The sequence below is a fragment of the Calidifontibacillus oryziterrae genome, from assembly GCF_000331575.1.
In the GTDB taxonomy this organism is placed as follows: domain Bacteria; phylum Bacillota; class Bacilli; order Bacillales; family Bacillaceae_J; genus Calidifontibacillus_A; species Calidifontibacillus_A oryziterrae.
Genome location: NZ_ANOK01000003.1, coordinates 349,840 through 372,590, shown reverse-complemented (window position 1 = coordinate 372,590; position 22,751 = coordinate 349,840). Strand labels below are relative to the sequence as shown.

Genomic DNA, 22,751 nt, shown 5'->3' with positions numbered 1-22,751 from the left:
AGAAGATACTGCGCTAAATGTTTATTTACCAGTGGCAACCAGACCCCCTTAAGACATGCACTCTATAATCATCTAGAAATTAATAAGAACTTAATTTTTCACGGATGACGTCAACTAAATCGTTAACACTAACTTCGAAAACCTCACCCGTTTTACGAAGCTTTAATTCAACTATTCTATCTTCAGCCTTCTTACCGACTGTAATTCGAATTGGAAATCCAAACAAGTCGGAGTCAGCAAATTTCACACCAGGTCGTTCATTACGATCATCATATAAAACTGAAATTGAATGACTATTTAGATGTTCATAAATTTCTTCTGCTAGTTCTTTTTGGACATCCATTTTCATATTAATTGGTATAAGATGGACTTCAAACGGTGTAAGCGCAACAGGCCATACCATCCCATTTTCATCATTAAATTGTTCAACTACTGCTGCAACTGTTCGTGACACACCAATGCCATAACATCCCATAATCATTGGTTGGGATTTCCCGTTTTCATCTAAATATGTGGCTTTCATCGCTTCACTGTAAAATGTTCCAAGCTTAAACACATGCCCTACTTCAATTCCTTTAGCAAATTGAATAGTACCTTGTCCATCTGGTGATGGGTCTCCTGCTTTGATAAAACGAAGATCAGCAAATTGACTAACCATAAAATCTCTGCCAACGTTTACACCCGTATAGTGAAAATCAGGTTCATTTGCCCCGCATATTCCGTTCACTACAAATTGTACAGCATGGTCAGCAATAACTTCAACTTCCTTTGGCACTCCAATTGGCCCAATTGATCCAATTTCACAATCAAGTATTGACAGTGTTTCTTCAGCTGTTGCTAGCTCAACCATTTTTGCCTCAAGTAGGTTTTTTACTTTTATATCGTTAACCTCATGATCGCCACGGACAACAATTAATACATACTTTTCGTCAACCTTGAATAATAGCGACTTCAAGCATTTTTCTTTAGACACATTAAAAAACTTTGAAACTTCTTCAATTGTTTTTTGATCTTTTGTCGCTACCTTTTCTAAGGTTGTAGGAGTTTCATTTGACTTTTCATAATCAACAACAACTGGTGCCATTTCAATATTTGCGGCAAAATCTGATGTATCTGAAAAAGCAATCGTATCTTCTCCTACATCAGATAAAACCATAAATTCGTGCGTATCTTTACCGCCCATTGCTCCAGAATCAGCAATAACAGCTCGGAAATTCAAACCGCATCTTCTAAATATATTTGTATAGGCACGAACCATATCTTGATAGGCTTCATCTAAGCTTTCTGGTGATGAATGAAAGGAATATGCATCCTTCATAATAAACTCGCGACCTCTTAACAAGCCAAATCGAGGCCTCGCTTCATCACGGAATTTCGTTTGAATTTGATAAAGAATTAATGGTAACTTTTTGTACGAGCTTACTTCATCCCGGACCAAAGAAGTAACAACCTCTTCGTGAGTTGGACCTAGCGCAAACTCACGATCATGACGGTCTCTTAAACGCATGAGTTCAGAACCGAAATTATACCATCGCCCGGTTTCCTGCCATAGTTCTGCTGGCTGTAAGGCTGGCATTAATAATTCACTGCCCCCAATTGCATCCATTTCCTCTCGAACTATTTGTTCAACCTTGTTTATAACTCGTTTCCCTAATGGTAAATAGCTATAAACTCCTGATGCATTCTGACGCATAAAGCCGGCACGAAGTAGTAGCTGATGACTTTTAATTTCTGCGTCTGCAGGTACATCCCTTAATGTCGGGATTAACATTTTACTTTGTTTCATCTTTAGCACCTCTTTATTATAACAACAATTGTTTATGAATTAGAACGTGTTATTTATAGGAAATATTTTTGAATATCATTCCAAGTTACGACAAGCATCAATAGCATTAATAAAGCGAAACCAATAAAATGAACAATCCCTTCTTTCTGAGGGTCAATTGGTTTGCCACGTACTGCTTCTATCGTAATAAACGTTAACCTGCCCCCATCTAGTGCCGGAAGGGGTAATAAATTAATAATTCCTAAGTTTATACTTAAGAGAGCAGCCCAGCGAATTAAATTATAAATACCTGACTGTGCTACCTGATCTGTTAAACTGTAAATTCCTACTGGGCCAGAAAGATCATCAATTGTAAACTGACCCGTAATAAGTTTCCCTAAACCAAAAATAATTTCTTTTGTCCAAAAATATGTTTGTTCAAATCCATATTGAATAGATCCAAATACAGACTTTTCAACAGTTGGATAAACGCCGATGAACCCAGTTCCATCCATTTCCCGCGGCTTTGGCGTCACTTCAAATTGAAGTTTTTCACCATTACGATTTACGAGGAATTGTAAAGGTTCCTTAGCACTTATTTCGATAATATCAACCATTTCATCCCAATTATTAATTACATTTGCTTCATCCCAACCCGTTTGTTTTGAGTCTTTTATCATTAATACCCGGTCGCCTTGTTTTAACCCCGAATCAATGGCTGAACCGTCCGTTGTTAATTCCCCTAATATAGGTTCTTTTACCGGAGTCCCAACTAGACTGCCCAATACAATAAACAATACAAAAGCGAGAACAAAGTTCATTGCCGGTCCAGCAAAAATTTGCAGGAAGCGTTGTGTAACGGTCTTTGAAGCAAACTGGCGGTTGTATGGTGCGATTTGCGTTTCCTGATCATCTACAACGAGCATAGCTTGCTCATGAACCTGAAACGTTTGTAATACATCCTCATCTTGTTCATATCCTGAAATAAATAAGCGATGCACTAAATCGATATTTTCAACTTCTATTACTTTTGCATTTTGGTATTTAGACTTATTGTTGACAATAATTTTTGTGACCTTCTCCTCTGAATTAAAAAGCAATCCAATATTATAGCCTGGTTTTATTTCTACTAATTCCGGGTCCTCACCAGCAACTCGAACGAATCCACCAAATGGTAATAGGCGAATTGTATATAAAGTCTCATTCCAACGGAATGAAAACACTTTAGGTCCAAATCCAATTGCAAATTCACGACAAAGCATTCCAGCTCGTTTTGCAAAAACTAGATGACCAAATTCATGGAAGAATACAAGCGCTCCGAAAATTATCACGAATGCAATTACCGTGTTCAAATTTATAACCACCTTTTATATAAATTATCCTATTCCCTTTATAGATTTTACATACTCCCTTACTTCTTGATCAACCATAATAATTGTATCTAAATTAGGGTTTGAAATAGGAGAATGAAACTCTAAAGCTTTTTCAATTAGGCTTTCAATAGTTAAAAAAGAAATTTCCTTGTTTAAGAACATTTGAACAGCTTCCTCATTCGCTGCGTTTAACGCTGTAGTCATTGTTCCACCAATTCTGCCAGCATCATAAGCAAATTTTAAACAGCGATATCTTTCATGGCTAGCCTTTTCGAAATGTAGCAAACCTATTTCAATTAAGTTTAACCTTTTCGCAAGGGGTAGTGCAAGTCTTTCAGGATATGTTAGAGCATATTGAATTGGTACCCTCATATCTGGTGATCCTAGCTGAGCGATCATACTAGAATCTTCGAATTCTACTAGTGAGTGAATAATGCTTTCTTTGTGAAGGACAACATCAATCTTATCGTACGGCATATTAAATAACCAATGGGCCTCAATTACTTCTAAACCTTTATTCATCATTGTCGCTGAATCAATAGTAATTTTTGCGCCCATCGACCAATTTGGATGGTTAAGTGCCGATTCTATTGTCACATGCTCAAGCTCAGCACGAGATTTTTCTCGAAAGCTACCGCCTGATGCTGTTAGGACAATCCTTGCTAAAGCTTTCTTATCTTCACCATTTAAACATTGAAATATGGCGGAATGCTCACTATCAACTGGCAAGATCATAACATTATGTTTTTTTGCTTGTTCCATAACAAGATGGCCTGCGGTTACTAATGTTTCCTTGTTTGCAATTGCTATTGTTTTCCCTGCCTCGATCGCCTTTAATGTTGGTCGTAACCCTACACTTCCCATAACAGCGTTGACCAAAACATCTGAATCACAATTTGCTGCTACTTCTATTAAACCCTCGTCACCATAAACAACCTTCACACCACTTGGAACGTGTTGTTTTAAATATTCACAACTATCTTTATCAATTACTGAAACAACCTTCGGTATAAATGTATGTATAATATCCAAGCCCAATGTTAAATTTTTTCCGATTGAAATTGCTTCTAGTGAAAATTGCTGAGGATGAAGTTTTATTATATCAAGTGTTTGTGTTCCAATTGAACCAGTTGCGCCAAGTAAACTTATTTTTTTCATAACGACTCCTTATATTAGCTGTAAGAAATGTAGTATTGGTAAAACAAACAAAAGACTATCAAAGCGGTCTAATATACCTCCGTGTCCAGGTAAAATATGTCCTGAGTCTTTTACTATAAAATGACGTTTCAAAGCAGACTCAACTAAATCGCCCATCTGTCCAAATACGGATGTAACAACTGTAACTGCCAGTAAGAAAAATGTAGAATCATGAATTGGGGAAATAAGTTGGAATACACAACCCACTAATAAAGCTGAGAAAATACCGCCTACAAATCCTGCAATTGTTTTATTTGGACTAATTTCTGGCCATAGCTTTCTTTTCCCAAAGGCTCTTCCAACAAAATAAGCACCTGAGTCAGTAGCCCAAATAACAAAAAGGGCATAAAAAACATACGTTAAGCCGATCATCCTAGTTTCTATTAAATAATAAAAGCCGACTCCGACGTACAATGTTGATAAAATCATAAACCCTGCATCATCAAATGAAAATTTATTTTTTGAAATAACCGTATACGATAATAACAGCATTACCACAATTAATGCAGCTTCAATTTTCGAAAAATTTGTTCCAATATTTTCAATAACCAAAGACTGTGGAATCAATAGAACCCACAAAAAAACAAAACCTATTATTCCAGGTATTGATAAAGACTTTATTCTTTTCATTCGCAATAATTCACGAAAAGCAATGGTCCCTAGTAAATAGACCAAAATAATAAATGGAGTATTTCCAATGATGACTAGTGGCAAAAAAATTGCTATCGCAAAAACAGCTGTAATAATTCGAGTTTTCATTACGTACCTCACCTTTATTTATACGCCACCAAATCTCCTCGTCCGGCGTTGATATTCGACAATAGCTTGATAAAAGTGGTTCTCATTAAAATCCGGCCAGAGAATATCAGTAAACCACAACTCTGAATACGCCAACTGCCAAAGCATAAAATTACTTAAACGAATTTCACCGCTAGTTCGAATAAGCAAATCAGGATCTTTAAGACCAGCACTCAATAAAAACCTTTCGAAAACCTCTTCATTTATTTCCTCTATATTTAGTTTACCTTCGTTGCTTTCTTTTAATAAGCTTTTAATACCTTCAATAATTTCGAAACGACTGCCATAGTTTAAGGCAAAATTTAATATTAGCCCATCATTCGTTCTTGTTTCACTTATCGCTTTCGTAATTGCATTTCGTGTATGGGGTGGCAGTTGATCTTTATTGCCCATTACTCTAACTTGAACATTTGCTTCAATTAGTTCAGGTAGAAAGGTCCCTAAAAATTCCTCTGGCAACTTCATTAAATAATCAACTTCAGTTTTTGGTCTTTTCCAATTTTCAGTCGAAAAAGCATAGAGAGTTAAAGCTCTAATTCCAACTTCGTTGGAAGCTTTTACAATTTTCCGGACAACCTTCATTCCTTCATGATGGCCAGCAACTCTAGGAAGCCCACGTTTTTTTGCCCAACGACCATTTCCATCCATAATGATGGCTATATGATTAGGTACAGAACTACGATCTATTTGTTCTAGTGAATAAACTGATCCCTTTGAATCAGTTTTCTCCTTTCGAAATGAGAACTTTTCGAGCATTCGAATCCTCCACCAAATTAAATTTAAAATCGTTAATAGTAAAAAAACCCCCTGAAATATAATAGAGGGTTCTGTACATTATATTGTATCGTGAAATGGTCTAAACTTCCATTATTTCTTTTTCTTTTTCTTTAGTAATATTATCAATTTCCTTGACATGGTTATCTGTTTCTTTTTGAACATCTTCAGTATAACTACGATGATCATCCTCAGTAATTTGACCATCTTTTTCTAGCTTTTTCAATTCATCATTAGCATCACGACGAATATTACGAAGTGCTACCTTTGCTTCTTCAGCCATAGCCTTTACATCTTTTACTAACGCTTTTCGGCGTTCCTCTGTTAATGGTGGGATAGAGATTCGAATAATTGAACCATCATTTGTTGGATTTAACCCTAAGTCAGCCTTTTGAATTGCCTTTTCAATTTCTTGAAGTACTGATTTATCATACGGTTGAATGACTAATAGCCGAGCTTCAGGAACTGTAATTGAAGATAATTGATTTAATGGTGTTGGTGCTCCATAATAGTCTACCTGAACTCGATCTAAAATTGATGGATTTGCACGACCCGCCCGGACTGTTGCAAGCTCACGCTTGTAAGCTTGAATCGCTTTGTTCATTTTCTCTTTTGTATTACGAATAACCTGTTGACCCATTATTATTTCCCCCTCACGATCGTTCCAATATTTTCACCGATAATTGCTCTTTTAATATTTCCTTCCTCCATAATAGAGAAGACAATTAATGGAATATTATTATCCATACATAAAGAAGAAGCCGTTGAATCCATCACTGCTAAACCTTCCTTCAAAACATCTAAATATGAGAGTGTTTCATATTTAACAGCATTTTTATCTATTGATGGGTCAGCACTATAAACACCATCAACATTATTTTTTGCCATTAATATTACGTCCGCTTCAATTTCAGCTGCTCTAAGAGCTGCTGTTGTATCCGTTGAGAAATATGGGTTGCCTGTTCCTGCTGCAAAAATAACAACACGTTTCTTTTCTAAATGCCGTATAGCTTTTCTTCTTATGTATGGTTCAGCAACCTGTCTCATTTCAATTGAGGTTTGGACTCGTGTTTGTATTCCTAAATTTTCAAGACTATCTTGTAGAGCCAAGGAATTCATACATGTTGCAAGCATTCCCATGTAATCAGCAGTTGTCCGGTCCATACCCATTTCACTACCTACTTTACCACGCCAAATATTTCCACCACCGACAACAACAGCGACTTCAACACCCATTTCTGCGATTTCTTTTACTTGCGTAGCAATGCTCTTAATAATGGTTGGGTCTATCCCAAATCCTTTATCACCTGCAAGAGCCTCACCACTTAACTTCAATATTACCCGCTTGTATTTAGGATTCGTCATGACAACCTCCACCGTTACATCAATTTTACGCTATCTTATTGGTCTAGCAATCATTCTATTTGCATCTTAAAATAGGGAACACACTTCGTGTTCCCTACCATAATCTTATTTGTTTACTTGACTCATTACTTCTTCAGCAAAGTTGTCTTGACGCTTTTCCATTCCTTCTCCAACTTCATAACGTACAAAGCCTTTTACAGTAGCGCCTTTAGATTGTACATATTTGCCAACCTTTTGATCTGGATCTTTAACAAAGGCTTGATCAAGTAAACAGATCTCTTCAAAGAACTTACCAAGACGGCCTTCTACCATTTTTTCAACGATATTTGCTGGCTTTCCTTCGTTAAGTGCTTGTTGCGTTAATACTTCACGCTCTCTTGTTGTTTCTTCTTCTGAAACCTGATCACGAGAAACGTATCGTGGGTTAACCGCAGCAACATGCATAGCAATATCTTTAGCAAGGTTTTCATCACTTGTTCCAGATAAAACAGTTAATACACCTATACGTCCACCCATATGGAGGTAAACACCAAATACATCGTTATCCTCTTTTTCAACGACTTGGAGACGGCGTAATGAAAGCTTTTCACCAATTTTAGCAATTGCAGTATTAATGTGCTCTTCTACTGATGGACCGCTACCATTTAAATTTTGTTTTAACGCTTCTTCAACGTTTGCAGGCTTTTGTGATAATATATGACCTGCAAGTTCAGATACTAATTGTTGGAATCCTTCATTCTTTGCAACAAAGTCTGTTTCAGAATTTACTTCTAAAATAACTGCAGTATTTCCGTCATGCTTAATAGCTGTAATTCCTTCTGCTGCAATACGGTCTGCTTTATTTGCAGCTTTTGCAATTCCTTTTTCACGAAGATAATCGATTGCTTTTTCCATATCACCATTCGTTTCAGTAAGTGCTTTTTTACAATCCATCATACCAGCACCAGTTTTTTCACGAAGTTCTTTTACCATTTGTGCAGTAATGGCCATTTAAATTCCTCCTTGGTTTACAGTTATGTTATGTAATTACTTCCATTTATTCTTTTAAAAAAGGTGATAAAAGGCTTATCCCTCTTACCACCTTTATTGTTTACTTTTCTTATGCAGTAGTAATTTCTTCACCTTGTTTTGCTTCAATAACAGCATCAGCCATTTTTGCAGTAAGAAGTTTCACAGCACGAATTGCATCGTCATTTCCTGGAATAACATAGTCAATTTCGTCTGGATCACAGTTTGTATCAACAATCCCTACAATAGGAATGTTTAATTTATGAGCTTCAGCAACGGCAATGCGCTCTTTACGAGGATCAATAATAAATAGGCAATCAGGAGTTGCTTTCATTTCCTTAATACCGCCTAAGAACTTCTCAAGACGCTCTAATTCTTTGTTTAAATTTACGACTTCTTTCTTTGGTAAAACGTCGAAAGTACCATCTTCGCGCATTTTTTCAATATCTTTAAGACGTTGTATACGCTTTTGGATTGTTTCGAAGTTTGTTAATGTACCACCTAACCAACGTTGGTTAACATAGTACATTCCGCAACGCTCAGCTTCTTCTTTCACTGAATCTTGAGCTTGTTTCTTCGTACCAACAAAAAGAATAGTACCACCGTTTGCAGCAACTTCTTTCATGAAGTTAAATGCTTCTTCTACTTTTCTTACTGTTTTTTGTAAGTCGATGATGTAAATACCATTGCGCTCTGTAAAGATATAACGCTTCATTTTGGGATTCCATCGACGTGTTTGGTGTCCAAAGTGAACACCTGCTTCTAGCAATTGTTTCATTGAAATAACTGACATTCTTTTTTCCTCCTAATTGGTTATAATTCCTCCGCTCATTTCATCCTAAAGTAACACTACATCATGCAGCACCAATACTTTAATCGACGAGCGTGTGTATTTAACACCGAAAGTTACTATACCATATTGCTCCTCATGTATCAAGATATTTATTTACTTTGTTCGCGAAATTTAAGCAATAATTCAATTTCAGTTTTACCTCTATTCAGTTTTCTAGCAATCTCACCGGCCGAAAGGCCATCCGCATTTAGGCGAAAAACCTGTGATGTGAATGATTGTTCAAATTGCTCTTCCCCTACCGGTACGGGCGGCACATAATTATTTGGTTTTTCATTTGTCAGTGAGGCTCTTTGTTGAGGTTTTTGACTTTGATACGTCTGTTTTGCTATTTTCCCCTGAAGTAACGGCGATGGCTTATATGAAGTTTGCATATCATTTATTGGTTCGCTTGTCGCTGTTTGAGCTAATGGTTTGACTTTGTTAGTTTTCCCAGATTCTTCAATAATATGCAATAGTTTTTCATTTTCTTCTTTCATTTCAAGTAAATAGGCTTGAAACATGTCTTCAATTTCCTTTTGAACTTCAACTTGTTTTGCATTAATTTCCTTTGATTTGTTTACTCTAATAGAAAGTAAAATAATCCAGAAAAAAGCTAATAAATGTAAAATAAAGCTAATTGCTATCAATATTGAGACCATATTATCCCTCGATATCTATAAGATTTCCTTTATAGGGATGGTGCAACTTTTCATTTTGATTGGTATTTGAGGTATTTTTGTGCCTTCTCTGCGGTAATTCTTCTTTGTTTGAGCCTTGTCCATCCTTTTGCAGTTGATTTTTTGTTGGTTCATCTTTTTTATAGACTTGTTTACTTTTAATTTCATCTTCTTTATTCTGCATGGATGCTAAATGCTCTTGAAGGTGCTGTCCTTTTTGCTGCATTTGTTCTTGCATTTTTCCGACATCTTGTGTTCTTGGAAGCGCAACCTGCATTTCAACTAATCGTAAACCCATTTTACCACTTCCTTTTTTTATTACAGCGGACTAAAAGCTACCTCATTCTCAACTAAGTGAACTTTCACATGACGATAATGTTGGTTTGCCAAATGAACATATTTACCGAAATGTATACATGTATTAGGGTAAATCACATCTGAAACAATTACATAGGCATCTTCAAAATTAGTAAACAAAGCATGGAGCTCATCTAAATCTTCTCGAACTTCAGTTTGTTTTTTTCGGTACTGTTCAATCGTATTTCGACTTTTTACCAACAGCTGCTTTTCTTTTGGTGAAAGCGTACCCGTTTGCTTTAATTTCATTGCTAGATTGTTAACAGCAATTTCAAGTTTATAAACAACATCTTCTATATCAATAAGCTGATGCTGTAACGACTTTTCCTGCTCAACAATTCTTTCGTTAATTCCAATAAACAAATCAGTTTTTGTGTGCATTTTATTCCCAATTGATTTGGCTTCGAGGCCGGTACCTACCGATATAGTTCCACCTACTATTGTACCATTTTTCGTAACAATGCTTCCACCGGCAATACATTTACTGTGAAAAATCGACCTCTCTACTTCAATATTACGGCAGCATTCAACGTGTGCTTGGTTTATGTACGAAGTATGAATATCCACTCCAGCTTTTACGATACCCCTATTTAATGCAGCAATTCCACCGGTAATATATATCGAGCCGTCCGCAATTAATTCTGCACCCTCGACAAGACCATAAATTTGTATATCCCCTTTTGACTTTACTTTAAAGCCAGTGGGAACATTGCCTCTAATGATAACATTCCCTATAAAATCAATGTTTCCTGTTTTAAGGTCAAGATCTCCTCTAACCTCGTACATTGGAAAAACATTAATAGTCCGATCCCCAAAACTAATTTGTCCATCAATTGCCGCAAATATCTCATCATTAATTTGCTCAATATTTTTTCCAGGTCTTAATCGATAGGGTTTTCCGGTTTTAGCTGGTACTTTTTGACCTAAGACATTACAACCGTCTTCACCCATAGTTGGATGAATTATTGTTGCCAGCTTTTGTCCTTTTGCTACAGATGGTATTTGTTTTACTTCTCGCAAATTAATAAAATGCTGCTTTTGATCGATCTCTTTTTTTGATACAGTAATGATTTCGTTTCTTAGGAAGCCATCGGTACCATTTATAGGTGGTTTCCCTTTTGCAATAACAACAGGTTCCCGAAAAGCTTCAGGTCTTGCATAAACATTTTTAATTACATCCTCCAATAATCCGTACGTAACATGATTTTCAGCGATGAAATCTAGCAGCTCCTCAAAGATAAATGGATCATTCACATTCAATTCATTGTTAGGACGCTTATCATTATATTGGATGGTGGCTTCCATTTTATCGGGGCTGATTTTTATCTTGAACAATCCTTGTAATTTTTCCATTGGTTTATCCCCTCGAAAATTTTTTACAAAATTCCTTACATTGCCAAGGCCTTACCTAATAAACCTCGTAGTTTTAATAGTGCTTTTGAATGAATTTGTGAAATTCTCGACGTTGATAATCCAAGGACTTGTCCAATTTCCGTCAATGTAAGCTCTTCTTGATAAAATAAGCTTATAACAAGCTGCTCTTTATCATTAAGGCCTTCAATGGCATTAGCTAAAACTTTATAAAGCTCCTCTTTTACCATCTCTTCTTCAGGTGTCAAAGTTTTTTTGTCGCGAATCGTAAAGCTAAGACCTTCTTTTTCTTCAGCATCCTTTGTGCCTTCATCAATTGATAAAATATTGGCAAAAAAACCTTCAGTTATAATATGCTGAACTTCATCCTCGGACATTTCCACTTCCATTGCGATTTCCTCAATTGTTACATTTCTCATAAGCTTTTGCTCAAGGCGGTCGATTGCGGCCTCGATCTTCTTATTTTTCTCTCTCATGCTACGCGGAAGCCAATCTTCTTTACGGAGACCATCTATAATAGCGCCTCTTATTCGAAAAGAAGCGTAAGTATCAAACTTCAGATCCCTCTTATAATCAAACTTTTCAAGGGCATCATATAATCCCATAAGTCCATAGCTTTTTACATCATCTCGGCTTACGCTTTTTGGTAAGCCAACAGATATTCTTTGTACATGGTAATTGACTAAAGGCATATAAAGACGGATTAACGAATCACCAGCTTGAGGATCTCTTGTTTCTATCCATCTTTGCCATATTTGATCCTCATTTGTTGATGGTTGTGTCATCGCCTTCCCTCCTTAAAAAGCCAATTTAATTTTGGTCATCTTCATTTAATAATTCACGAACATATTCCGATGTTCTTTCATATAAGTCCCCTTCAAAAGACTCTCCTATACCCTCATCATTATCAGATTGTGAAGATAAAGAGGCCGGATCATGACTTGTTCCTACAGATTGCCTCAAAATTCCGCTCCCATCGTATGCTACTTTATCCTTCGTATCTCTTTGTTTAGATAAATTTATACTATCATTCTTATTAATAGTATCCTTTAAAACATACTTAATTACCCATCGTAAGCCAAAACCTAGGAAAAAAAATAAAATAAGCGATAACAAGCCACGAATGAAAGATGTCTCCAAGGTGTTTGTTTTAATTGATATGATAACAACAAGGAAAAAACCAAAAAAGGCGGTAAAAACATTAAACAACAATGAATTTATCATTAAATATCCTTAACTCCTTGATTCACGGTTCTAATATTTAATTTCCTTGTCGCTGGGTTAAATTCAATTGTCCGGCCACTATTCCCACCAACATCTTCAGCGGTAATTGAAATCCGGAACCTTTGTAATTCTTTCTTTACTGCTTCGACATTCCTTGGCCCAATCCTCATCATGTCATTTTGTGCGGAAAATTGAAACATTTGCGCACCACCGGCAATTTTCGCCTTTAAATTCGCTTGTTTACAACCTAATTTATAGATGCGATTCAATAATTCCTCAATTGCGGTATCTGCATATTTTGCAGTGTTAATTGTACCTGTTTTGGCTAATGATGAATCGGGAAGCATAACATGAGCTAGGCCAGCTGCTTCTTTCGTCAAATCATAAATTACTACGCCAACACATGACCCCAAACCCGACGTACGAATGAGATTTGGGGATTCGACTACATTCATATCGGCAATCCCGACTTTAATAATATTCACTGTCTCATTCATCAATAGGAACTCCCAACGCACTAAAAATTTTCCCAAAAGAATCAGGGTCCGGTAAAAGGAAAAAGTGCCCCTTCACACTATCATTGTTTGGAGAAGTTTGTTCACTAACAGCAGTATCTATAACAATAGCATAATCACTAACTTGGGAAAGTTCCATTAAACCATAGCTCAAAATAGCTCCTACCATGTCAATACAAAGGGCTGGAACAGACGGATATAGATTAAGCTGAGTAAAATCTGATAAGGCTGATAAATAAGAACCCGAAACCATGTTCCCTAGTTCTTGTAAAGCAGATACAGAAAGTTCTGAATAAGGAGGGTTTTCAAAAGAAAAGCCCTCTTCTCCTGTCATTTGTTACACAAACTTCTCTGCCTGCTCTAAAGGTAGCATAAAGTACATGCTACCTGGTGCATCCCCTTCTATTCTAAGAAAGACTGAAGCAATGACATTTTCTGATCCGCCTACTAGATCCATCATTTCATCAAAGGATACAACACTTACTTTCGGTACTGTCATATCTATCGTTTTTCCAAGTATTTTTGATAGAGCGGTTGCGGCATTTCCTGCACCAATATTGCCAACTTCCTTCAAAATATCTAAATGGTGGCTTTTTATTTTATCGAAAAATGACATATCATTATCCCTCTAGTACTTTAAGTTCTTTCATTTCTTCAGTATTTAATACTTTTTCCAAGTTTAGTAAGATTAACAGTCGTTTTTCTACCTTAGCAACGCCATTTAAATATTCGACTTCAACAGACCCCACTACTTCTGGCGGTGGTTCAATTGAACCCTCTGGTATATCAATTACATCATTGGCTGCATCAACGATAAGGCCTACTTCCATATCACCGACACCAACAATAATAATTCTTGTACTTTCTGAATACTCAATAGGCTCGATACCAAATCTTCTCCGTAAATCAATGATAGGTGTAACAACCCCTCGTAAGTTCATAACACCTTTAACAAATTTTGCCACTTTAGGGACGCGAGTGATATGCATCATTCTTTCAATTGATTGAACTTGTTGAACAGGTATGCCATACTCTTCGTCCTTTAACTGAAACACAATTACTTTTAAGTCATTTACTAAAGTATCAGACATTTGATTTCCTCCTTTACGCGGATGACCCTCAATAAAACCAGTATCGTATCTTATTTTATTAAGGCATTACAATCAATAATTAACGCAACCTGACCATTTCCGAGTATTGTCGCACCTGATATTGCAAAAGCAGACGTTAAATAGTTTCCTAATGACTTCAAAACGACCTCCTGTTGACCGATAAAGGAATCTACAACTAGACCTGCCATTTTGTCGCCTTTCCGGACTATGACTATTGAGAAGAACTCATCATCCTCTTTCATAACAGGGACTTCAAAAATGTCCTTCAAAAATAGTAATGGAACTACTTTTCCTCTAAAGTCGATCACTTTTTGATTATGTGCATTCAAAATGTCTTCCTTCTTAATAATTGCTGTTTCAATAATAGAAGATAAAGGAATTGCATATTTTTCTTCTTGAATTTCAACCAACATAACAGAAATAATAGAAAGCGTAAGTGGCAGTTGAATAGAGAAAATTGATCCTTCCCCAGCCTTTGAATCGATGGTTACAGATCCACTTAATGACTCTATTGTATTTTTCACAACATCAAGACCAACACCACGACCCGATACATCTGAAATTTTTTCAGCCGTTGAAAACCCAGATGCCATTATTAGTTCATACACTTGCTTGTCCGTCATATTCGCGCCTTGTTCAGCTGTCACAACGCCTCTTTCAATAGCTTTGCTTAAAACTTTGTCCCTACTTATCCCAGCACCATCATCTTCTATTTCAATAAACACGTGATTTCCACTATGGTATGCTTTTAAAACAACTGTTCCTTCTTCAGACTTTCCTTTTGAACGACGAACTTCCGGTGTTTCTACACCATGATCTAGAGCATTCCGAATTAAATGTACTAACGGATCACCGATTTCATCGATAACAGTACGGTCTAGTTCAGTTTCTGCACCAATAATTTCCAAATTAATCTTTTTATTTAAATCACGAGCTAGTTGTCTGACCATCCGTGGGAATCGGTTAAACACTTGTTCAACCGGAACCATTCGCATATTTAGAATAATATTTTGCAGGTCGCCAGATATTCGCGACATTCTTTCTACCGTTTCATGAAGCTCAGGATTATTCAAATCGTTTGATATTTGTTCAAGTCTTCCTCTATCAATGACGAGCTCTTCGAACAAATTCATCAAAATGTCTAACCGTTCTATATTAACACGAATCGTTTTATTAGAAACACTTTGTCCTTTTGATTTTTCCTTTGTGCCACCATTCGTCTTTTTACTATCAGGCTGTTCACCAGACTCACTATTGCCAGATTCTGGTTGATTGTTAGCTTTGCTAGCTTTTTGAACTTGCTTCTTTTTAATATCATCAGCGGTAAGCTTAACTACGGTTACACTTTCAATCTCTGAAACTTTCATTATACGTTTTTCAATATCTTCTGCGCTTTCTTTTGATACTAATACGACAGTAAATTCATAATCAAAACGTTCTTCCTCTAAATCTTCAACAGGAGGATTTGATTTTATAACTTCACCAATTTGTTCTAATATTTCGAACACCATAAATACACGTGCACCGCGAAGGAGACAGTCGTCTCGTAACTTAACAGTTGTTTGATAGCTTTCAAATCCCTGTTCTCTTGATTGTTCTAAAACAGTCAATTCGAATTGATCAAAAGCTTCCAAATCACTTGTTGCAGAACCCTTACTTGAAGTTTGTTCTTCTTGAGTAGTTTGTTTACTAGCGGATTTAGGGTCTTCGCCTTTTTCAATTAGTAATAATTTTGAAACAACTTCCGTTACATCTCTCTTCCCATCGCCACCACTAGCAATATCATTAACCATGGCTTCCAAATCATCTGTTGAAGCAAACACAACGTCTAAAATGTCTGGATTAACGACAATTTTATTATTCCTTATTGCGTCTAATACATTTTCCATCTTATGGGTTAAATTAGCCAAATCCTCATAGCCCATCGTTGCAGACATACCTTTAAGAGTATGTGCAGATCTGAAAATTTCGTTTACAATCCCCATGTCAGTTGGATCGTTTTCGAGTGCCAATAATTGTTCATTAATGGATTGCAAATGCTCTTTACTTTCATCAATAAACATCTCTAAATACTGATTTGTATCCATACTTTACACCCCTTTTTAAGCATTAATGTACTTTAAAATAGTAGAGCTAATTTTTTCAAGGTGTTCCACTTCATCAACTAAATTTGTTGCAATAGCAGATTTCGGCATTCCGAATACAATTGAAGATTCTTCTGACTCAGCAATTGCAATTGTTGATCCTGAATTTTTTAATGCTTTCAAACCAAGTGTTCCGTCTGAGCCCATCCCAGTCATAATAACGGCAACCTTTTCATAGCCTTTTAACTGAGCTATTGATTCAAACATTACATCGACCGCAGGGCGGTGTCCGTTTCTTGGGTCAGATGAATCTAAATAAATGTTCAAATTACTACCAACACTTTTTACTTTTAAATGATATCCACCAGGGGCGATATAGGCAGTCCCTTTTTGGAGTGTATCTCCATCCTCTGCTTCTTTTACACGGATCGCACAAAGAGTGTCTAATCTAATAGCTAATGATTTTGTAAAGCCTGCTGGCATATGTTGAACGATCAAAATTGGAGCATCTATAGTTGCTGGAAGCTTCGTTAAAACCTGCTGTAACGCTCTTGGCCCACCAGTTGAGGTCCCTATACAAAGTAGCTTCTTGCCGGTGCTGATCATTGACCCGACTATTGGCTTGCCATCTTGTTTCACAATGCTAGTTTCTTTAGAATCCAGTTTATTAGCTATTTGTGTATTAGTCGTTAAAGCAGTGGCCGACGACACTCCACGAATATTGGCTTTAGACGCCATCAAGATTTTAGTAAGTATTTCACCTTTTATTTTGTGTAAATCAAGTGATATTGCACCTGATGGCTTAGCAATAAAATCTACTGCACCATATTCAATAGCTGTTACTGTATTTTCAGCGCCTTCCTGAGTTGTACTAGAAAGCATTACTACTCGGGTTGGGTTCTCACTCATAATTACCTTTAATGCATCAAGGCCATTCATTTCAGGCATTTCAATGTCAAGTGTAACAACATCTGGTTGGAATTGCTTCACCTTTTTAATAGCATCAAGCCCATCCCTTGCAGTAGCTACAACTTGAAAACGAGAGTCCCCTTTTAGGAAGTCTGAGATAAGCTTTCTCATAAATGCTGAATCATCAACTACTAACACCTTAATTGGACTCGTCATGTATAACCCTACCTTTCTATAAAATATTGCCTTAGCTTGGCAATAAAACTATAGGAGGATGATGTTGGTTTATCTTCAAAAGCGTTTTCAGTATAACGATCCACAACCTTTAACATTGCACGGCTTACTCTTGAGTCCGGTGCATAAAGTAAAAATGGCATCTGATGACTTACAGCTTTTAATACTACCCGGTCATCAGGTAAATTTCCCAACATTCGAACATCCTTTTTTAAAAATTGCTTTACAGCATTGCCAAGACGCTTTGAAGTCGATAAGGCTTGTTTTTCGGAATAAGCTCTATTAACAAGTAAATAGAATGGAGTCTCTGATTCATGAATATTAATATATTTAATCATTGCATACGCATCTGTTATAGATGTTGGCTCAGGTGTCGTAATGACAATAATTTCTTGAGCAGACATGATAAATTGAAGACTTTCTTCTGTTATTCCTGCTCCCATATCAAAAATTATATATTGATATTCCTGAAGTAGTTCCTCAAGTTGAGTAATGAAGCTATTAAACTTTTCAAAATCAAGCTTAAACATTCTTGAAAGACCTGTCCCAGCAGCTATGTATGACAAATTGTTTGGCCCTTTTTCAATAATGTCCTGAAGCTTTAAGTCGTCTTCAAACATATTAACAATCGTATGGTTTGGTGTCACACCCATTAAGATATCAATATTTCCCATACCTATATCCATGTCAAATAGTAGCACGTTTGCACCAGTTTTCGCTAAACCTAGTGCAAAATTTAACGAAAAGTTTGATTTCCCCACGCCACCCTTACCACTAACGACAGCGATTGATTTTGACTGGGCACCATTGTTTAATTGTTCAATTTTTGCACGCAATTTTTCAGCTTGATCCCTCATGTTTGTTTACCCCAAAGAAAGTATTTACAATCGATTTAGGTGAAGCTTCAACAATATCATCAGGCACGTTTTGCCCGTTTGTTAAGTAAGCTACACCTAGCTTGTATTTGAAAATAAGATTTAACATTGATCCGTATCTGGACGTTTCATCTACCTTAGTAAAAATTAGCTTATTAATTTTTATGAAGGAAAATTGATCCACGATATCGATCATGTCGGAATACTTCGATGTTAACGCAAGTACTAATATTGTTTCTAGTTGCTCGTCAAAATCAATGACAGACTTTAAATCTTCTACATATTGTTTGTTGCGAAAATTTCTACCTGCAGTATCGATTAAGATTAAATCAAAATGCGCGAATTTGTCCTTCGCTTTCTTAAAGTCATCTATTGTATACGTAACTTCTAATGGGACGTTTAGTATTTTAGCATACGTTTTTAACTGATCAATTGCTGCAATTCTATATGTATCAGTTGTAATAAATGCTACCTTCTTTTGATACTTAAGAACAGCCTGGGCAGCTATTTTAGCAAGTGTTGTAGTTTTCCCTACTCCTGTAGGACCGACCACGTTTATATATTTTTTTGAGTAGTCAATTGCTCCAAAAGAGTAAGGCAATAGCATTTCATTCATATAATCCTTTACCCATTCAACTATTTTTGAATAGTCTGCTTGAGCATGATTTAAATACCACTTTTCAAGGAGATGACTCATGATCCCTTTTCTAACTGATGCTTCTATTTCTTGATCAGCTAAATAGTGGTTCATTTCTTTTAATGGACCGGGATATTCTTCAATGTTATCCCGGTCATCATGATGCGAGAGGCTCTGCATCATTGACTTTAAAGCTTGAATTTCTTTTAATAGCTCTTTATCAGGTTTTACAGCCTCTTGTTCGTTAGCATAGACAATGTGCTTATTTGTTTGAACCGATTGAACAACATCCTTATTTACTGGCTGTTTTTTAGGAATTGGTTGAGGATCAACAGCGGCAATTACTTCAATGTTTTTCTTGGTAAAAAGTCCAAAAAATCCGCCCTTCTGAACAACCTTTGAATTTAAAATAACCGCATCCTGTCCTAATTCATTTCGGATCATTTTCATTGCTTCCGGCATAGTTGGTGCTATAAACTTCTTTACCTTCATTCAATTTTCACCACCCCAACACTCTGCACTTCTACAGTAGATTCCAATTCATTGTAAGATAACACGGCAACACCAGGAAGGTAAGGCTCAATTAATTGTTTCACATACATTCGCACAGCTGGTGAGCATAAAATGATAGGGTTTTGTCCCATCATCGAAACCCTTTCAATTTCAGTCGCAATTGTCTCAATTAAGGTTTGCGTGATTGAAGGATCTAAAGATAAATAATTCCCATGCTCAGTTTGCTGAATACCTTCAGCAATGACTTTTTCAACCTTACCTGACAATGTAACAACCTTTAGTGAATCTTCACCCATTAAATATTGGTTTGTAATTTGCCTTGATAAAGCTTGTCTTACATATTCGGTTAAAAGGTCAGGATCAGATGTAAGACGGCCGTAATCAGCAAGCGCTTCAAAGATAATTGGTAAATTCCGAATGGAAACGCGCTCTTTCAATAGCTTCGCAAGTACCCGTTGAACATCCCCGATTGTTAATGGGTCTGGTGTCACTTCGTCAACTAAAATAGGATACGATTCCTTTAAGTGATCGATAAGCTGTTTCGTCTCTTGGCGGCCTAATAACACATTTGCATTATTTTTTATAATCTCAGTTAAATGCGTAGATACAACAGAAGGTGGATCTACCACCGTATAACCCGACAACTCAGCATTTTCCTTCATGTCCTCGGCAATCCATTTTGCAGGCAATCCAAAAGCAGGCTCTACTGTGTCAATACCTTCAATATTTTCATCCTCAATGCCCGGACTCATCGCCATATAATGATCTAACAATAACTCACCACGGGCGATTTCATTCCCTTTTATCTTAATCCTGTATTCATTAGGCTGTAATTGTATATTGTCACGGATCCGAACGACTGGAACAATCAATCCTAATTCGATTGCTAGCTGTCTTCGAATCATAACAATTCGATCTAATAAATCCCCACCCTGATTTGTATCAGCTAGTGGGATTAACCCATAACCGAATTCAAATTCAATTGGATCAACATTTAATAAGTTTACGACACTTTCAGGGCTTTTCAGATCATTTGCTTCAATTTCTTCCTCACCAACAGCTGTAGCAACCTCATCCTTCTGTTTTTCCGTCTTGGACAGCATATATCCCCCAATAGATAATAGTCCAGCAATTGGTAAAGTTAGTATATCATTAATTGGTGTAAAAAGACCAAGACCCGCAATTGTTCCAGCCGCAACATACAAAAGTTTTGGAAAGGCAAACATCTGCCCGATTACATCAGAGCCTAGGTTACCGTTCGATGCTGCTCTTGTCACAACAATACCAGTAGCTGTTGAAATTAACAGTGCTGGAATCTGACTGACCAAGCCATCACCAACAGTTAACTGTGTGAATCTCTGCGTTGATTCACCAAATGATAAATCCATTTGCATCATACCAATAATAATTCCGACGATAATGTTAATGAGAGTAATAATGATACCAGCAATCGCATCCCCTTTTACGAATTTACTGGCACCATCCATTGCCCCGTAAAAATCAGCCTCACGTTGAATTTTTTCACGACGTTCTCTTGCCTCTAATTCGGAGATCATTCCCGCATTTAAATCAGCATCGATGCTCATTTGCTTACCAGGCATCGCATCTAAGGTGAAACGTGCAGCTACCTCAGAAACACGTTCCGCTCCTTTTGTAATGACAATAAATTGAATAATAATTAAAATCAAAAATACAACAAAACCGACAAGCGGGTTATTCCCTGTTACGAAGCTACCAAATGTATCAACAACGCCACCGGCATCCCCTTTACTAAGAATTGCCCTTGTTGTAGAAACGTTTAGTCCTAGCCGAAACAATGTTAATAATAGCAATAAGGAAGGAAAGATTGAGAATTCAAGAGCTTCCCGCATGTTCATTGAAACTAGGATAACGATCAATGCCAGCGTAATATTAATAATAATTAGTACACTTAAAAGCCATCCCGGAAGAGGGATAACTAGCATTGCTACAATTAGAATAACACCTAATAGAACTGGAAGGTCTCTTGCTGACATTCACTTTCTCTCCAATCTAGTAAGCTATCAAACTTTTCTTTTAAGTCGATAGACGTAAGCTAAAATTTCAGCTACAGCTTTAAAAAATTGTTCTGGGATAACATCGCCTATTTCAGCCTGTGCATATAAGGCGCGAGCCAAGGGGCGGTTTTCAACCATAACAATGTCATGGTTTTTAGCAATCTGCTTTATTTTTACCGCTATATAATCGACCCCTTTTGCGACAACAATTGGGGCATCAGCTTTCGCTTCATCATATTTCAGTACGACAGCATAGTGGGTTGGATTTGTTATGACAACATCTGCTTTAGGAATTTCCTGCATCATTCGCTGCATAGCCATCTGCCGTTGCTTTTCCTTAATTTTTGATTTGATTTTCGGGTCCCCTTCCATGTTCTTGTACTCATCTTTTATATCTTGCTTTGACATGCGAAGGTTTTTTTCATGCTCATATTTTTGATACGAATAATCAAACACCGATAAAATAATTAATAAGATTGAGACTACCAGTCCCATTTGAACCGTGATATTTGCTACAAACGCTAATGCTACGCCTATTGTTTTTTGCGATAACACTGGAATCTCATCAAAATTTATCCAAAGAACGGCAAAAGCGCCTGTACCTACAATCGATATTTTCAATATCGATTTAAACAGTTCTACAATTGCTCTTAATGAAAAGATTCGTTTTGCACCACTAATTGGGTTGAGTTTTTCAAGTTTGAATTTAATTGCTTCAGTTGAAAATAAAAAACCAAATTGCATATAGTTTGCGGCAATCCCCACAATAATTACTGTGAGCATAATCGGAGCAACAAAGTATGCAGCCTTAATTGAAAACTCAATAAACATTTTATGAATATTCTCTGCCGTAACATCCCAAAGTATATATTCATTAAACGTGTGGGTTACGAAAGAAAGCATTTGCTCCTTTAATGAGCCGCCTAAAAATAATAACAACAAAAACACAGCGAATAACATAAGAGCAGCACTGACATCTTGGCTTTTTGCCACCTGCCCCTTTTTGCGGGCATCTTGTCGTTTTTTCGGCGTTGCTTTTTCTGTTTTTTCTCCCGAAAAAAATTGCAGGTCTAATTCAACATAAAAACCCAAGCT

Annotated in this window: 22 protein-coding genes and 1 pseudogene; all 23 read right to left on the bottom strand. The window is 36.6% G+C overall.

All coding sequences use genetic code 11. The annotated features are described in order from the left end of the window. Positions 1-79 precede the first annotated feature (79 nt). Positions 80-1,786, bottom strand: a complete 1,707-nt coding sequence (locus D612_RS0101940; protein ID WP_017753793.1) for a proline--tRNA ligase — start codon at positions 1,784-1,786, stop codon at positions 80-82. A 53-nt stretch (positions 1,787-1,839) separates the two neighbouring features. Beyond that, positions 1,840-3,117: an RIP metalloprotease RseP gene (rseP, locus tag D612_RS0101935; RefSeq protein ID WP_017753792.1), complete on the bottom strand. Its 1,278-nt coding sequence runs from the start codon at positions 3,115-3,117 to the stop codon at positions 1,840-1,842. A gap of 24 nt (positions 3,118-3,141) precedes the next feature. Continuing rightward, positions 3,142-4,296, bottom strand: a complete 1,155-nt coding sequence (gene dxr, locus D612_RS0101930; protein WP_017753791.1) for a 1-deoxy-D-xylulose-5-phosphate reductoisomerase — start codon at positions 4,294-4,296, stop codon at positions 3,142-3,144. A 9-nt stretch (positions 4,297-4,305) separates the two neighbouring features. Next, positions 4,306-5,094 carry a phosphatidate cytidylyltransferase gene (locus D612_RS0101925; protein WP_017753790.1) on the bottom strand — a complete coding sequence of 263 codons (789 nt, stop codon included), beginning with the start codon at positions 5,092-5,094 and terminating at the stop codon, positions 4,306-4,308. Between the two features lie 18 nt (positions 5,095-5,112). Beyond that, positions 5,113-5,889: an isoprenyl transferase gene (locus D612_RS0101920; RefSeq protein ID WP_017753789.1), complete on the bottom strand. Its 777-nt coding sequence runs from the start codon at positions 5,887-5,889 to the stop codon at positions 5,113-5,115. A gap of 100 nt (positions 5,890-5,989) precedes the next feature. Then, the gene (gene frr / locus D612_RS0101915; RefSeq protein WP_017753788.1) at positions 5,990-6,547 is read right to left on the bottom strand and encodes a ribosome recycling factor; all 558 of its coding nucleotides are present in this window, start codon (positions 6,545-6,547) and stop codon (positions 5,990-5,992) included. 2 nt (positions 6,548-6,549) lie between these two features. Further along, the gene (pyrH, locus tag D612_RS0101910) at positions 6,550-7,272 is read right to left on the bottom strand and encodes a UMP kinase (protein ID WP_017753787.1); all 723 of its coding nucleotides are present in this window, start codon (positions 7,270-7,272) and stop codon (positions 6,550-6,552) included. 105 nt (positions 7,273-7,377) lie between these two features. Continuing rightward, complete coding sequence (gene tsf, locus D612_RS0101905; protein WP_017753786.1) at positions 7,378-8,262, bottom strand: translation elongation factor Ts; 885 nt, start codon at positions 8,260-8,262, stop codon at positions 7,378-7,380. A 109-nt stretch (positions 8,263-8,371) separates the two neighbouring features. After that, entirely contained in the window at positions 8,372-9,073 is a 702-nt protein-coding gene (gene rpsB / locus D612_RS0101900; protein WP_017753785.1) for a 30S ribosomal protein S2, read from the bottom strand. Between the two features lie 149 nt (positions 9,074-9,222). Further along, on the bottom strand, positions 9,223-9,771 hold the full coding sequence (locus tag D612_RS0101895) for a hypothetical protein (RefSeq protein ID WP_017753784.1): 549 nt from the start codon (positions 9,769-9,771) through the stop codon (positions 9,223-9,225). A 1-nt stretch (position 9,772) separates the two neighbouring features. Next, positions 9,773-10,087, bottom strand: a complete 315-nt coding sequence (locus D612_RS0101890) for a hypothetical protein (protein ID WP_017753783.1) — start codon at positions 10,085-10,087, stop codon at positions 9,773-9,775. A 20-nt stretch (positions 10,088-10,107) separates the two neighbouring features. Then, on the bottom strand, positions 10,108-11,499 hold the full coding sequence (locus D612_RS0101885) for a DUF342 domain-containing protein (protein ID WP_017753782.1): 1,392 nt from the start codon (positions 11,497-11,499) through the stop codon (positions 10,108-10,110). Positions 11,500-11,534: 35 nt separating this feature from the next. Continuing rightward, on the bottom strand, positions 11,535-12,302 hold the full coding sequence (locus D612_RS0101880; protein ID WP_017753781.1) for a FliA/WhiG family RNA polymerase sigma factor: 768 nt from the start codon (positions 12,300-12,302) through the stop codon (positions 11,535-11,537). Positions 12,303-12,327: 25 nt separating this feature from the next. Beyond that, complete coding sequence (locus D612_RS0101875; RefSeq protein ID WP_017753780.1) at positions 12,328-12,741, bottom strand: hypothetical protein; 414 nt, start codon at positions 12,739-12,741, stop codon at positions 12,328-12,330. Then, a complete protein-coding gene (locus D612_RS0101870) occupies positions 12,741-13,238 on the bottom strand; it encodes a chemotaxis protein CheD (RefSeq protein WP_017753779.1) in 498 nt (165 codons plus the stop codon). The genes D612_RS0101875 and D612_RS0101870 overlap by 1 nt, the downstream gene beginning before the upstream one ends. Then, positions 13,231-13,872: pseudogene (locus D612_RS17700) on the bottom strand (chemotaxis protein CheC). Before D612_RS17700 ends, D612_RS0101870 begins: the two are co-directional and overlap by 8 nt. Before the next feature lie 4 nt (positions 13,873-13,876). After that, positions 13,877-14,347 (bottom strand): chemotaxis protein CheW, encoded by a 471-nt coding sequence (locus D612_RS0101860; protein WP_017753776.1) that lies wholly within the window; start codon positions 14,345-14,347, stop codon positions 13,877-13,879. A gap of 50 nt (positions 14,348-14,397) precedes the next feature. Further along, entirely contained in the window at positions 14,398-16,455 is a 2,058-nt protein-coding gene (locus tag D612_RS0101855; protein ID WP_017753775.1) for a chemotaxis protein CheA, read from the bottom strand. 15 nt (positions 16,456-16,470) lie between these two features. Continuing rightward, positions 16,471-17,577, bottom strand: coding sequence for a protein-glutamate methylesterase/protein-glutamine glutaminase (locus tag D612_RS0101850; RefSeq protein WP_017753774.1), 1,107 nt, complete (start codon positions 17,575-17,577; stop codon positions 16,471-16,473). 8 nt (positions 17,578-17,585) lie between these two features. Then, positions 17,586-18,452: a MinD/ParA family protein gene (locus D612_RS0101845; RefSeq protein ID WP_017753773.1), complete on the bottom strand. Its 867-nt coding sequence runs from the start codon at positions 18,450-18,452 to the stop codon at positions 17,586-17,588. Further along, positions 18,436-19,599, bottom strand: coding sequence for a flagellar biosynthesis protein FlhF (gene flhF / locus D612_RS0101840; protein WP_017753772.1), 1,164 nt, complete (start codon positions 19,597-19,599; stop codon positions 18,436-18,438). The genes D612_RS0101845 and flhF overlap by 17 nt, the downstream gene beginning before the upstream one ends. Beyond that, positions 19,596-21,635: a flagellar biosynthesis protein FlhA gene (gene flhA, locus D612_RS0101835; RefSeq protein ID WP_017753771.1), complete on the bottom strand. Its 2,040-nt coding sequence runs from the start codon at positions 21,633-21,635 to the stop codon at positions 19,596-19,598. Before flhA ends, flhF begins: the two co-directional genes overlap by 4 nt. Positions 21,636-21,662: 27 nt before the next feature. Next, positions 21,663-22,748 carry a flagellar biosynthesis protein FlhB gene (gene flhB / locus D612_RS0101830; RefSeq protein ID WP_017753770.1) on the bottom strand — a complete coding sequence of 362 codons (1,086 nt, stop codon included), beginning with the start codon at positions 22,746-22,748 and terminating at the stop codon, positions 21,663-21,665. Positions 22,749-22,751 lie beyond the last annotated feature (3 nt).

What these genes read in the sequence shown, in the direction of transcription:
- D612_RS0101940 (WP_017753793.1), bottom strand. Translation starts at nt 1,786, where the DNA reads ATGAAACAAAGTAAAATGTTAATCCCGACATTAAGGGATGTACCTGCA.
- dxr (WP_017753791.1), bottom strand. Translation starts at nt 4,296, where the DNA reads ATGAAAAAAATAAGTTTACTTGGCGCAACTGGTTCAATTGGAACACAA.
- D612_RS0101925 (WP_017753790.1), bottom strand. Translation starts at nt 5,094, where the DNA reads ATGAAAACTCGAATTATTACAGCTGTTTTTGCGATAGCAATTTTTTTG.
- D612_RS0101920 (WP_017753789.1), bottom strand. Translation starts at nt 5,889, where the DNA reads ATGCTCGAAAAGTTCTCATTTCGAAAGGAGAAAACTGATTCAAAGGGA.
- frr (WP_017753788.1), bottom strand. Translation starts at nt 6,547, where the DNA reads ATGGGTCAACAGGTTATTCGTAATACAAAAGAGAAAATGAACAAAGCG.
- pyrH (WP_017753787.1), bottom strand. Translation starts at nt 7,272, where the DNA reads ATGACGAATCCTAAATACAAGCGGGTAATATTGAAGTTAAGTGGTGAG.
- tsf (WP_017753786.1), bottom strand. Translation starts at nt 8,262, where the DNA reads ATGGCCATTACTGCACAAATGGTAAAAGAACTTCGTGAAAAAACTGGT.
- rpsB (WP_017753785.1), bottom strand. Translation starts at nt 9,073, where the DNA reads ATGTCAGTTATTTCAATGAAACAATTGCTAGAAGCAGGTGTTCACTTT.
- D612_RS0101895 (WP_017753784.1), bottom strand. Translation starts at nt 9,771, where the DNA reads ATGGTCTCAATATTGATAGCAATTAGCTTTATTTTACATTTATTAGCT.
- D612_RS0101890 (WP_017753783.1), bottom strand. Translation starts at nt 10,087, where the DNA reads ATGGGTTTACGATTAGTTGAAATGCAGGTTGCGCTTCCAAGAACACAA.
- D612_RS0101885 (WP_017753782.1), bottom strand. Translation starts at nt 11,499, where the DNA reads ATGGAAAAATTACAAGGATTGTTCAAGATAAAAATCAGCCCCGATAAA.
- D612_RS0101880 (WP_017753781.1), bottom strand. Translation starts at nt 12,302, where the DNA reads ATGACACAACCATCAACAAATGAGGATCAAATATGGCAAAGATGGATA.
- D612_RS0101875 (WP_017753780.1), bottom strand. Translation starts at nt 12,741, where the DNA reads ATGATAAATTCATTGTTGTTTAATGTTTTTACCGCCTTTTTTGGTTTT.
- D612_RS0101870 (WP_017753779.1), bottom strand. Translation starts at nt 13,238, where the DNA reads ATGAATGAGACAGTGAATATTATTAAAGTCGGGATTGCCGATATGAAT.
- D612_RS0101860 (WP_017753776.1), bottom strand. Translation starts at nt 14,347, where the DNA reads ATGTCTGATACTTTAGTAAATGACTTAAAAGTAATTGTGTTTCAGTTA.
- D612_RS0101855 (WP_017753775.1), bottom strand. Translation starts at nt 16,455, where the DNA reads ATGGATACAAATCAGTATTTAGAGATGTTTATTGATGAAAGTAAAGAG.
- D612_RS0101850 (WP_017753774.1), bottom strand. Translation starts at nt 17,577, where the DNA reads ATGACGAGTCCAATTAAGGTGTTAGTAGTTGATGATTCAGCATTTATG.
- D612_RS0101845 (WP_017753773.1), bottom strand. Translation starts at nt 18,452, where the DNA reads ATGAGGGATCAAGCTGAAAAATTGCGTGCAAAAATTGAACAATTAAAC.
- flhF (WP_017753772.1), bottom strand. Translation starts at nt 19,599, where the DNA reads ATGAAGGTAAAGAAGTTTATAGCACCAACTATGCCGGAAGCAATGAAA.
- flhA (WP_017753771.1), bottom strand. Translation starts at nt 21,635, where the DNA reads ATGTCAGCAAGAGACCTTCCAGTTCTATTAGGTGTTATTCTAATTGTA.